This is a genomic window from Pseudomonas sp. M30-35 (genome assembly GCF_002163625.1).
In the GTDB taxonomy this organism is placed as follows: domain Bacteria; phylum Pseudomonadota; class Gammaproteobacteria; order Pseudomonadales; family Pseudomonadaceae; genus Aquipseudomonas.
In genome coordinates this window covers 2,495,723-2,508,423 of sequence record NZ_CP020892.1, presented here as the reverse complement: position 1 = coordinate 2,508,423, position 12,701 = coordinate 2,495,723, and the positions used below count along the sequence as shown (strand labels likewise).

10 protein-coding genes are annotated in these 12,701 nt (G+C 54.0%); 5 read left to right on the top strand and 5 right to left on the bottom strand.

Annotated features, from left to right (window positions below):
* Positions 1–55: 55 nt before the first annotated feature.
* From B9K09_RS11515 to B9K09_RS11495, 5 genes are all read left to right on the top strand, one after another.
* The gene (locus B9K09_RS11515) at positions 56–2,536 is read left to right on the top strand and encodes a fimbria/pilus outer membrane usher protein (protein ID WP_256574004.1); all 2,481 of its coding nucleotides are present in this window, start codon (positions 56–58) and stop codon (positions 2,534–2,536) included.
* 89 nt (positions 2,537–2,625) lie between these two features.
* The gene (locus B9K09_RS11510) at positions 2,626–3,678 is read left to right on the top strand and encodes a fimbrial protein (protein WP_087516929.1); all 1,053 of its coding nucleotides are present in this window, start codon (positions 2,626–2,628) and stop codon (positions 3,676–3,678) included.
* Between the two features lie 347 nt (positions 3,679–4,025).
* Complete coding sequence (locus tag B9K09_RS11505) at positions 4,026–5,057, top strand: fimbrial protein (RefSeq protein WP_087516928.1); 1,032 nt, start codon at positions 4,026–4,028, stop codon at positions 5,055–5,057.
* A gap of 93 nt (positions 5,058–5,150) precedes the next feature.
* Complete coding sequence (locus tag B9K09_RS11500) at positions 5,151–6,176, top strand: fimbrial protein (RefSeq protein ID WP_087516927.1); 1,026 nt, start codon at positions 5,151–5,153, stop codon at positions 6,174–6,176.
* A gap of 243 nt (positions 6,177–6,419) precedes the next feature.
* Positions 6,420–7,292, top strand: a complete 873-nt coding sequence (locus B9K09_RS11495; protein ID WP_157699349.1) for a fimbrial protein — start codon at positions 6,420–6,422, stop codon at positions 7,290–7,292.
* Between the two features lie 370 nt (positions 7,293–7,662).
* Here B9K09_RS11495 and B9K09_RS11485 read toward each other — a convergent pair whose 3' ends face one another.
* The 5 genes from B9K09_RS11485 to B9K09_RS11465 all read right to left on the bottom strand — a co-directional run bounded on the left by B9K09_RS11485 (position 7,663) and on the right by B9K09_RS11465 (position 12,567).
* Positions 7,663–8,748, bottom strand: coding sequence for a DUF3396 domain-containing protein (locus tag B9K09_RS11485; protein ID WP_087516924.1), 1,086 nt, complete (start codon positions 8,746–8,748; stop codon positions 7,663–7,665).
* Positions 8,749–8,763: 15 nt separating this feature from the next.
* Positions 8,764–9,465 (bottom strand): VRR-NUC domain-containing protein, encoded by a 702-nt coding sequence (locus tag B9K09_RS11480; protein ID WP_087516923.1) that lies wholly within the window; start codon positions 9,463–9,465, stop codon positions 8,764–8,766.
* The gene (locus tag B9K09_RS11475) at positions 9,462–9,974 is read right to left on the bottom strand and encodes a PAAR domain-containing protein (RefSeq protein ID WP_087516922.1); all 513 of its coding nucleotides are present in this window, start codon (positions 9,972–9,974) and stop codon (positions 9,462–9,464) included. The genes B9K09_RS11480 and B9K09_RS11475 overlap by 4 nt, the downstream gene beginning before the upstream one ends.
* 56 nt (positions 9,975–10,030) lie before the next feature.
* On the bottom strand, positions 10,031–10,438 hold the full coding sequence (locus B9K09_RS11470) for a PAAR domain-containing protein (protein ID WP_087516921.1): 408 nt from the start codon (positions 10,436–10,438) through the stop codon (positions 10,031–10,033).
* A gap of 425 nt (positions 10,439–10,863) precedes the next feature.
* Entirely contained in the window at positions 10,864–12,567 is a 1,704-nt protein-coding gene (locus B9K09_RS11465; RefSeq protein ID WP_087516920.1) for an ABC transporter ATP-binding protein/permease, read from the bottom strand.
* Between the last annotated feature and the right edge of the window lie 134 nt (positions 12,568–12,701).

The following is a 12,701-nucleotide window of genomic DNA, read 5'->3' as shown; positions in this document are numbered from 1 at the left end:
TACCGCGGCCGATAGAAAGCTGCGCCTCACACCTCTCGCACAGATTATATGCACAGTGCTCGGCATATTTTCAGCCGCCAAGACTCCGGCTGCAATTGACCCTGTGGAAGTGGCAACCAGCCCGGTTTTTGATAGCGGTTTCCTGCGTGGGATGGGGCAGGACATTGATCTTTCGCGTTTTGCCAAGGCGGGTATCGTCGTTCCCGGCACTTATACGTTGGACATTACCCTCAACGGTAAGGAACGCATCCGTCAGGCCGTACGGGTAATTGACGCGGAAGGTACACAGCACTTTTGCTTTTCTGCCGCAGACGCCCGCCGTTGGGGCGCCAGGCTTGAACAGTTGCCCGACCAGGAGCAGGTTGCGCAAGTTCTGGCCAGCGATTGCATCGAGGCTCAGGCGCTGATTCCAGGTGCTACCTTCAGTATGGATGTGGCCGAGCTAAGCGGTACTCTGGGCATTCCCCAAGCCTATGCCGGGCGCGTCAAGCGCGGTTATGTCGACCCTACAGAATGGGATGAAGGTATCACCGCGGCGATCCTCGGCTACCACGGCAACGTATTTCGCAATGAGCGCGATGGAGCTGACACCACCACTGACTATAGTGTCAACATCAACGCCGGGTTCAACGTATCTGGTTGGCGCTTGCGCCATAATGGCAACTATCGCGACAGTGATGATGGTCCGGGCGAGTACAATTCGCAAAACAGTTATGCGCAAACTGACGTCGATATGCTGCAGTCGCAACTGACCCTCGGCGAATACTTCACCCCAGGCAGCGATTTCGACAGTATTCCCTTTACTGGTATACAGCTTGCCAGTGACGACAGCATGCTCCCGGAGAGCGAACGCGGCTTCGCACCAATTGTCCGCGGCACAGCGGAGACCAACGCCAAGGTCACCATCAGCCAGAACGGTAATGTGGTCTATGAGACCAGCGTGGCACCGGGCGCCTTCGTCATCGACGATCTCTACGCCACTGGCTATGCCGGTGACCTTGAGGTGACTGTCACTGAGGCGGACGGTCGTGAGAAAAGCTTTATCGTGCCCTTCACCGCAGTGGTGCAGATGCTGCGTCCAGGCTCCTCGCGCTTCAATATAGTCTCGGGCAACTACCGCGATGACAACCTGGAAGATGAGCCTTGGTTCACTCAGGCTACCTATCGCCGGGGTATCAGCAACAAACTGACAGCATACGGCGGCGGTATCATTGGCGAGGACTACAGTTCGGCTCTAGTGGGGGCGGCCTTCGCCACACCACTTGGTGCTGTGGGGGTTGATGCCACCTTGTCCCGTGCCAAAGGCCTGCCGACCACCGGCACGGATGACGATGCGCTCGGCGGCGACCTGACCGGGCAAAGTTACCGGATCAGCTACAGCAAGCTGCTGGACTCTACTCGTACCAATTTTTCACTGGCAGCCTATCGCTTCTCAAGCGAAGAATTTCTCAGCTTCGGCGACTTCGCTCGCCTGCGCGAGAACGCCGATTCGGCATCCTTGCGCGAACGTAATCGCTTTCAGGTCAGCATCAGTCAGCCACTGGGCGATCTCGGCGACTTCAACTTCACTGGCCTGACCCGTAATTACTGGGGCGAACAGGCCGACAGCACTACCTTTCAGCTCGGCTACGGCAAAGGGTTTAGCTGGGGTTATATGAACCTTACGGCCAGCCGCGAGGTGCAGGACGGAGAGAACAACGATACCTACATGCTGAGCGCCAGCATCCCGCTGGGTTCGGGGGCACGTCGGCCGATGCTGACCACCACCGCTACGTTTGACGACGACAGTAACAGCTCGATACGTAGCAACCTGTCTGGTTCGGCCGGTGAGTATGGTGAAGCGAGCTACGGTGTATACGCCAGTCGTTCGGAAACCGATAGCGAGAGCACTAACACCTACGGCGGCAACCTCAATTACCGCACTTCAGTGACCCAACTCGGCGGCAGCTACAGTCAGGGTGAAGACTACAAGCAGTACTCCGGCTCAGCCACCGGTACCGTGGTAGCGCATTCGGGCGGCTTCGTGTTTAGCCCAGAACGTGGCGAAACCATGGCTCTATTGGTAGCAGAGGGTGCTCCAGGCGCAGAGCTAACCAGTGGCCAGGGCAACAAGCTTGATGGCGATGGCGAGGCGCTCAAAGCAGGCCTGACACCTTATCGTCACAACCCTGTCGGCATCAGCCCGCGTGGCTTGCCGGTCGATGTAGAATTACAGACTACTTCGCAGAACGCAGTACCTCGCCGTGGCGCAGTGGTGCGTCTTGATTACGCAACCATCAATGGCAAGCCGCTGCTGCTTCGGTTGCAGAACGACAAGGTGCCTTTCGGTGCGAGCGTGGTCGATGCCGAGGACAAACCGGTTGCGATGGTCGGGCAGGGCGGATTGATCTTCTTGCGTGGTGAACACAAGGGGTTGAAAGTGGTTTGGGGCCAGTCGTCCGAGGAGTCCTGCCAGTTGAACTATCAGGAGCCGACCGACGAAGCAAGCGACAATCCTTACCAACAGGTGGAGGCGAGTTGTGCGCAGGGGACGTGAACTGTGTTTCGAGCTGCGATTTGTCTAGGCAGTCGGTTGGCACTTATGTCGAGTTGCGTGCACACCTTTTCTTAACGATATGAGAAACCATGAATAAAATTGTCGGTGTTCTGTTTATCGCTCTAACGATGTCATCACCCTTGGTGTGGGGATCCTGCCGAGGGCCATCCGGTATTCATTTGCCATACCCTGATTACCAGATTGGCTCGGAGAATGCGCCTGTTTCTGCACACGATCCCAGTACAAACCAGTCTTTGCCATGGACTGCTTCTCTGCAATCGACCTATTACGGCGGCAACATTGAGTGGGACACATGCAATGATCGTGGACGTGGGGTTGATAGCATTGTCTGGTCATCAAGCCCCAAGGTTCCGGGAGCCAGCTACTCAGACTCCTATGGGACTTATGATATTTATCAAACAGTTGTGGATGGGGTCGGCTACATCATTCGATCCAAGGCAAATGTTACGGATTTTCGCCCTGTTATGGGTGAGGTAACTGTTATCTATCCTAATGTGGCTTACACCAATACAGCTTCGCATTACCAGATCAAACTCGTTGTCTATGGCAATCCCAAGCCCGGGCAATACGCACTGCCTGAGTCATTGCTGGCGTATTGGGCGGTACGTAGCAGAGAGTCAGGGAACGTCATTTCTGCGACTGTTACCCCTGTGTATGTGCAAGCGCAAACGCTTAGCGTCTACACCGTTGGTTGTAGCGTGACCACTGGTGCCTCACAAACAGTTTCACTGCCTGCTGTTGGCTCACGGGACTTTTCCGGTATCGGTTCAACAGCGTCGCCAAGTGCATCTTTCACGCTTGGATTGGAGTGTTCGCCAGACATTAGCCTTTATGCGGTCGTGAGCGACGGTGTGAACCCCGCAAACACCAGTGACACCTTGACCTTGACGCCAGACTCAAGTGTTTCTGGCGTAGGGATTCAGGTTTTCCGAAGCGGAGAAGGCACTCCCGTTCCGCTCGGGCCAGAGTCATCGCAAGCAGGAACAGTGAATCAGTGGTACTTCGGTACAGGCGAATCCAGTTATGTGGTGCCATTTGATGTGCGTTATGTCCAGACGCAAGAGGTAATCACTCCCGGCAACCTTACGGCCTTGGCCACTATTACCTTTTCCTACCAGTGAAGTCAATTGGCTGAGTACGACAATAGCAGCGTGGCCAACTATTGATTCCCTTCGCTGCTCGGTATTGCCAAACCAGCTCTACGGTCACCACTGGTACGGCCAATACAGCTCTGATGTTTACCATTACCTATCATTAATGCGTTATGCGTTGAGTAACTTAGGTAATTCCCGTCAAATGCTGACGGTATCTGACGGATGAGTGCATGTAAGCGTCTTTGGGCACGGCGTCGAAGATGTTTGCCTTGCCGTATTAGTTTTGCTCTGGCTCTTGAGCGTTTTATTGCGTTAGGAGAACTTTAATGTTCACCCGGATTGGGTGTTTACCTATTACTGATTAGAGGCACTCGATGCAGCGGCACAGAAACGTATTTTTCATGGCCATAGGCTTGGTGTTGTCTCTTACCTTGTTGCCAACAAAGCCGGCTTTGGCAGGTAACACCGACAACTGCAGCTCGCCTCAGTTGCCTTGGAGTACCGCCTTGGATACCGAGGTCACCGCGAACTTGCCCGAGGGTGAGGTTATTCCTGGTTCGGATGCTTCATTGGTGATCAATATCACTTGCACCGCCGCCTGGGACGATAATCAAGCCTTTTGCACCGGGGGCGGTGGCTGGAATATTCATCCATCAAGTCTGACAGGCATGGAAACCAGTGTTCCTGGTGTTTATACCTTCTCGGGTATGCCCAGCGGCATTGGTTATCAATTCCTCGACGCAGGAGGGAGCCCAATTCCTCTGGGTGCGACAGGACGACATGACACCGGTGTGCAAATAAAAACCGGCGAACAGACTGTGCTCCTAAGATTTCGCATGGTCAGGATATTCGGTGATCTTTCATCAGGGAGCTTTAATATTCCAATGGTTATGGGGTGCGTGGGTACTGAGTTCGCAAATATCAATGAATCCAACAGTACTGTGAGTCTGATGGTTAATGCGACGGTTATCACCCAGACCTGCAGCATGACCACTCCCGATACTCAGGTGCAGTTGCCCAAGGTGGCCCGGTCCGCATTCAATGGTGTGGGCAGCTCCGCAGGCTCTACGCCTTTTACGCTGGACTTTCAGTGTGATGCCGACGCCGATGCGCGCTTCCATATCAGCGACATCACCGACCTTGGTAACTCCAGCGATGCCCTAAAACTACTGGAAAGCTCGTCCGCCAGCGGCCTCGGCGTGCGCCTGCTGCACCAGGGTAACCCGGTGCGTCTGGCACCGAGCCAGATATTCGATCAGGGTGGCAGTGAGTTTCCCCTGCGCAACCTGGAGACGAGCCAAAGCCTTATAAGCCTGCCATTTAGCGCCGAATATGTGCAGACGGTAGTTCCAGTCGTTGCAGGCAGCGTACAGGCTCAGGCCATTGTTACGATTGACTACAACTAGGAAACTGGCGACAGGGGCAGCAAGCATAGGCTTAGTCCGTCCAACACTCACCCCAGCAGGTATTTAGTTCTTGCTGATAAGGGATACAACATCATGCGAAACGTATTTTTCATGGCCATAGGGTTGGTGTTGTCTCTTACCTTGTTGCCAGTAAAGCCGGCTTTGGCCGCTACCACTAACAACTGCAGTTCAGCCCAGCTCCCTTGGAGTGGCCCCTTGAATACCGAGGTCACTGCGAGCCTGCCGGTGGGTGAGGTCATTCCGGGGTCGGATGCCTCGACGCAGGTCAACATTAATTGTAATAGCGACTGGGACAATGACCAGGCCTTCTGTAACGGAGGCTCTGGTTGGGCTTTAAGCCAAGTTGCGGGCGGATTACCAATGGCGACTAGTATTCCCGGCGTCTATACCTACGCAGGTATGCCAAGCGGTATTGGTTACCAGTTCCTCGATGGTGGTGGACAGCCGCTGCCTTTGGACGCGAACTCTCGGCATGACACCGGTGTGGCGATACGAACCGGTGACCAGAGCGTCCCAATACACTTCAGAATGGTCAAGGTCTCTAATGATTTGTCATCAGGTAGCTTCAACTTTAGCGTGTACCTGAGTTGCAACGGCAATGAGTGGGCGAACCTCGGCCCATCCACCAGTACACTAGATATAGCGGTCAATTCTGTGGTGATCACTCAAACCTGCAGCATGAGCACCCCCGACACTCAGGTACAGCTACCCAAGGTGGCCCGGTCCGCATTCAATGGTGTGGGCAGCTCCGCAGGTTCTACGCCTTTTACGCTGGACTTTCAGTGCGATGCCGACGCTGACGCGCGCTTCAATATCAGCGACATCACGGACCTTGGTAACTCCAGCGATGCCATAAAACTACTGGAAAGCTCGTCCGCCAGCGGCCTCGGCGTGCGCTTGCTGCACCAGGGTAACCCGGTGCGCCTGGCACCGAGCCAGGTATTCGATCAGGGTGGCAGTGAGTTTCCCCTGCGCAACCTGGAAACGAGCCAAAGGCTTATAAGCTTGCCGTTTAGCGCCGAATATGTGCAGACGGTAGTTCCAGTCGTTGCAGGCAGCGTACAGGCTCAGGCTATTGTGACCATCGACTATAACTAAGAAACTGGCGATTGGAGCAAGCATACGTTTAGCCCGTCCGACACCCACCTCAGCTGAGTATTTGGCTATTGCTTAAAAGGATATACGATGACGCGGAGCATATTTTTTCTGGCAATATGTTTGATGTTGTCCCTTACCTTGCTGCCGGCAAAGCCAGCTTTGGCTGGTACCCACAACAATTGCAGTTCGGCTCAACTGCCATGGAGTGGCACCCTGGATACGGAGGTCACCAGGAACCTGCCGGTGGGTGCTGTGATTCCTGGTTCGGATGCTTCAACGGTGGTTAATATTCATTGTACTGACGCCTGGGACGATAACCAAGCTTACTGTGCTGGCGGCGGGGGCTTTGCTTTAAGCCCGGTAGGGGGCGCATTACCGATGGAAACCATGGTTCCCGGTGTCTATACCTACGCGGGAATGCCAAGCGGTGTTGGTTATCAGTTCCTCGACGGCGGTGGGCAGCCGCTGCCTTTGGATAAGACTTCCCGACATGACACCGGTGTGGCGATACGCACCGGTGACCAGAGCGTTCCCATACACTTCCGAATGGTCAAGACCTCCAATGACTTGACATCAGGAAGCCTAAACATCCGTATGTACCTGGGTTGCAACGGCACCGAGTGGGCGAACCGCAACGATGTAGGTAGCACACTGGATATTATAGTCAACGCTGATGTGATCACCCAGACCTGCAGCCTAAGCAACCCCGATACGCAGGTGCAGTTACCCAAGGTGGCCCGGTCGGCATTCAACGGTGTGGGCAGCGCCGCTGGTTCTACGCCTTTTACGCTGGACTTTCAGTGCGATGCCGACGCTGACGCGCGCTTCAATATCAGCGACATCACTGATCTTGGTAACTCCAGCGATGCCATAAAACTACTGGAAAGCTCGACCGCCAGCGGCCTTGGCGTGCGCTTGCTGCACCAAGGTAACCCGGTGCGCCTGGCACCGAGCCAGATGTTCGATCAGGGTGGTAGTGAGTTTCCCCTGCGCAACCTGGAGACGAGCCAAATCCTTATAAGCCTGCCATTTAGCGCCGAGTATGTGCAGACGGACGTTCCAGTCGTTTCAGGCAGCGTACAGGCCCAAGCTATTGTGACCATCGACTATAACTGAGCACTTGCCAGGCAGCGCTGAGGCAAGTGTGCTGTTACCCGGGGAGTTGGGGGCGGGGAGCAACGAAGCAGAAAGTGCATTTAAGCCATTCAGGCTTAGTCCGTACACACTCGCACGGACTGTCTATGACCAATCTTCAGGCATTTAAGCAGTTGATCCGCCAACTGCGCCGCTGTCCGCAGAGCAGTATCGGATGGACCATTTGGCAGAAAGCAGGAAAGCGGTAGCGGGTATTCGACCCAAGGCGTCAGCCCGTGCTCATCCGACGTGACTATGGTCTCCCATCCATCCTCGGCACGCAGGTGCACCTGATAGTTGGCCTTTGGAAGATCGGTTTCATGGTCAGTTAGGGAAAACCGTTGCCGCTCGCTCATAAACGCTCCGGCAGGGTATTCGTGGCATCCAGATGCGGCTCATTGCTAAGCAACTTGGCACGCCATGCGGGTATATCAGCGTCATCCACATCCAAACGCTTGAGCCACTGATCCGCCGACCAACCAACCAACCGCAACTCACCATCATGAGAGCCACCATGCAGTGATCCCACAGTTTCGTAGCGGATGCTTTTGAGCACATGGTTCAGCAACACATAAGCCGCCGGTTTCGGGTCTTCACCATCCCCCCCTGACGGATAAGCACCGGCCTGAATAACTACACCAGCGCCGTACTCATAAAAGGCGAAATGACTGGCCGGCAGTTGTGCACGTAATGTATCCAGACCACCCGCTAAATCTAGTCGTGGCTGATCGAGTACAGTTAGCCAACTCACAGTTTTGATCTTGGTTGGCTGGAACTCAGGAGTATTAGTAAGCAGACCAGCCGTTCCAACATCTAAACTCGGCATACGTGCCGCCATAAAAGCTTCAGTTGGTTCGTTGTCGTCTCTGTTGGTTACTGAAAGATTGAAAGCATGTCCTGCATATCCTTGCTCAGGAGCTAGCCTGCGGGCAAAGTCAAGGAACAAACATAAGAAATTTAGCGGGTTCTGTTCCTGATATAAAAGAGGAATAGAGAACTCCAGAACACTTAGGTCATCTCCTATCTTCGACTCCCAAGCTGCTTGAGCAAATATCTCGAAGAACCAAGCACTGGCGTCGTTGGATTTCTTGCCGCTGGTGTAGTAGAAAGTTAGCGGGTAATTCTCATCCATGTTGCCAAGCATCTCGCGCAGAGGTTTGGCGTCAGCGTAAGCGGTCAAAGGCTTTCCCTCCGGCGGCTCCTCGCGCCACAGCCAAGTAAGATGAGGCTCAGCTATGCGTTTAAACTCGTCGAAACACTGACAAAGCGCCTCGCGCACCAACGGGGTATGAGCTTCCTTGAAGTAGAGTGTGCCGCGCAGACAGAGCACGGCACCTATATAGTCCTCACGCCCGCCTTTCATCAAAAGATTACCGAGCATCTCCAAAATCTGAGGTTGCTTGGCCAATTCATCAGCCAGATTAAATTCTGAGTCCATAAACTCTTCTCCGTATCAATAGGCTGGAATCATTGGTCGAGGGGTACGGCCACGGGTCAGAAAATACATCGCCGCACTTACGGCAGCAGCAGCCCAACCTAGTTCTTCAACGGGTACCTTAGACTGCTGATTTTCCTGACTACAGTCGCACTCGGTAGACTTCATCTCGACAACTTTGTTTTTGTTGCCAGCAATTTTTCCGTATGCTTTGGCCTGCTTATTATCTGGTTGATCAGGCGGAAATTTCATCTCAATCACCTGCTTGATATTGTCCTGAGTTGGCGGCTTTTGGGGGTCGTTAACGATTACAACGTCTGGCCGACGAATCAAACCTCGGCCCGGTTTGAATGGCGGATGCTCCGGGTCTTCATCCCAGTATTTTCTGATCCAGCCAGGAATCCAACCATGGGAATTGATGCCGGTCTGGCTGTCGAGGATCGGCTGCGGTGGGTTCTTGGTCATGTCGTAACTGACCTCGGGTTTGTATGGGCTACGTCCTTGAAGAATCTCGTCCAACTCGCCAAGGCGCTGAGCCACACAGGCCTGTTTAAGGTTCTTACCATCCTGACTGACATTAGGCGTGGTACTGCAATAGCAGATCGCCGAGCACAACACCTTCTTATCCTTCGGGTCGAGTTTGGGTTTCAAAAGGTCAACAGGGTTGATTTTACCTTCAGGGCTCATGCCTCCCTGAGCAAGGCTGGGCTGATCGCTCATGCTTCGCCTTCCTGTACCAGGTCAATGTGAATGGATTCGGATGCATCGTGCTTGACCCACGATGTCATGCCTTCGGTATCCGTGGTGTCGAAAGCAGTCCAGCCACCACTGGACCAAACCTTAACCTTGCGCCCAGCAACGGGTTTGCCTGTTTCTTGGTCAATAAGCTGGAAACGCCCTGAATAAGGGGCTGTATTACTCTGGGTTACAGGAGAAACGGGAGCGTGAGTAACCACATCACCGATGATGACAGTTCCAGAACCGCCAATAATCATATTCCCATGAGCCCCAACGCTGCCCAAAGTGGCTGCAGGCTTACCATTGATAAACACCGTTGATGAAACAGCGGAAGTGATTGGGCTTCCACACTCAGAAGCATCGCCTTGTCGTGCTGCGGACAGGCCATCAAAAATGACGTCAGGAGAACCTTCGACTATGGGGTTGGTACCGTGTCCTGACGACGGGCATGTTGTAGGGTCAGTAACGCGGGCGGCGGGTTTTCCTCTCATGTGCGAATCCTTGCATTAGAGAGATGTCTTGGCTAAATGATGCCTTGCAACTCTGGTTAGCTTGGTCTTATCACGCGATAGCCCGGCTGGAGCAGGCCGGGGATACCGTCATCGTCGGCGTACTCACGAATCTGTAAGGCGCATTGCAAGCTGTTGATGATGGTGTCGCCGTTGTCGGTCGCGCTGCCGACAATCGCCACCGGACGATCTTTATAAGACAGCGCAATACCTGCACCGGAGACGATCGTGCTTTGGGTTCCGTCCGGGTAACGCACTAGATCCCCTACGCATGCAATTTGATGCTCTTTGATTTCTATGGTCGTGCTGGCTGTAACGACCTCACCGCCAAATCGGGTTTTGGCGCCTAGAGTGGCGAGATCGTAAGTGGCTTTCAGGGGGCGTTCAGCTAGCTTTTTTATGAACTCGGTGGCCAAGCGTTGGCCATCCTCTGTGTTGTATTCCATAGCGCATCCTTTCTTTATACTTGGACCAATCGCTTATGCACGAAATATATCGTGCGCGAAAGTAACAGGTATCAAGAGCGCGGCTTCTTGCGCACCTCACCTGCAGCCCGCATAGACACAACGCTGCATGATTTTGTAACTTTTTTATTCGTGAGATGCGAGGAGGGTCAGAACCTCAGAGCGGGCGGGTAACAATCAGTGGCGCAGGGTGTCAGCATCACGGCAGTGCACACCAATGCGCCGAGAGGCATCATCTTTGTATCAAATGTAAGAGCGAGCGCCGTCGCGACTCGGAATTCAAAGACTGTTGGTGCCATGTTTACTTACGCGACCCAACTCAAATTATGGGAGGGTCTAAGCCGTCATCCAAGGTAGCGGGGCAGGACACTCTCCGCGGCCTGACTATCTATACAGGCCCCGGGGGCTTATACCGGTTGCTTTACCTTTCGTTGCTCTGGTTGGGCTTCGCTTTGCAGTTCAAGGACTTGGCAGTGGAAGCGCTCCAGTGAGGCATTGTGGCCGATGCTGATCAGGATGGTTTCAGGCAGTGTTTGCTTGAGCAACTGATAGCAGCGTTCTTCGTTCGCTGCATCCAATGCAGAACTGCTCTCGTCAAGGAATAACACCGCGGGGCGAGCCATCAATGCCCTTACGAAGGCACAGCGTTGTTGTTCGCCGATGCTCAGGGTTTGCGCCCAGTCTCGTTCCTGATCCAATTGGTCGGTCAGGTGCTGCAAGCCAATTTGCTGCATGGCCAAGCCCAGAGCGGTATCTTCTTCGCGTTGTGGAGGGTTTGGATACCAGAGCGCTTCGCGCAGACTCCCCAGTGGCAGGTAAGGTTTTTGCGGGAGTGTGAGCGCACGCTCCCGGTCATAATGGGTCGAACCCGAAGCATGGGGCCAAAGCCCAGTGGCCGCACGTATGAGTGTTGACTTGCCATAGCCGGAAGGTGCGCTGATCAGCAGGCTGTCGCCAGGTTCTAGTGAAAGATTGAAGCCGTTAAGTAAAGGGCGGCCGTTTGGCAACCAGATGTCTAAATCCTTGATATGCAATCCTTTGAGTTGCTGCTTATGGATGACTCCCGATTCCACCTTGACGTTATCCAGCCGCTTCTGGAAACCGATTAACCGGTCGATCACTGATTTCCACTCGGTCAACTCCGGGAACACTTCCACCAAGTAGGCAATAGCCCCGTGTACTTCACCGAAGGCGGAACTTATCTGAGTCAGGCGGCCGAGGGGAAAGGCGCCAGCAAAGAATTGCGGCGCCATGATAAACATCGGAATAACCGTGGCGCTACGCAAGTAGAAGGTTGAATAGCCCATGATCAGCTTTTGTTTTTTCACCAATTCCCAGAAGTTCTCCAACGCCGCCTCCAGGCGTTGGTTGAAACGAGCGTTCTCCAGCTTTTCGCCTTGATACTGGGCAACCGAGTCGGCGTTTTCCCGCAAGCGCATCAAGGAGAATCGAAAGTCGGCCTCACGCCGCTGTTGGATGAAATTCAGACGGGGCAATGCGCGGCCTAGCCAGAATGCGAGTCCTGTGCCCAATAGGGCGTAAACCAAGGCGACCCATACCAGCAAACCCGGAATGACCAAGAACTCACCGGCGAACGGTACGCTGACCAGACTGGAAGCCTGCCAGAGGATATGCAGGAAGGAAAACAGCGACACCAATGACGTCATGAGACCCAGGCTTAACTTGAGCGACTTAATGATGAACAGGTCAATGTCTTCGGCAATCCGCTGATCGGGGTTGTCGACGTCGGTCTCGGTCAGCTTCAATTTCTGATAGCGCTGGTCGCCCAGCCATTGCTCAAGCATGTTGCGGGTGGCCCAACGCCGCCAGCGCAATGTCAATTTTTGCTGGAAGTGAAACGCCGCCACGGTAAAGGTTGCCAAGCCAATTTGCAGCAGAATGAATTGCACGCAGCCCAGGAGAAAACCGGGATAATCCATAGCCTGCAATGCGTTATAGAAGTGCAGGTTCCAGAAGTTGTTGAGGATATTGACTCCCACCAGGCACAGGTTCATCAACACGGTGGCCAAAAGCAGCATCAGGGCCGGGTACTTTTGTTCAGATACCCAGAAAGGCCGTGAAAGACGCCAGAAACTGCGGAGTGTATGCATTTGAAATTGGGGAGTCCGGTCGCTGACGACGTTGAGTTTGCACGGGCGGAAGGATAGGATTCGACAATGCTAATCGTTTGCATTCAATAGTGAAAGTCACGGGAGCCCCAATATCGAATTTCCAGAATGGCTGA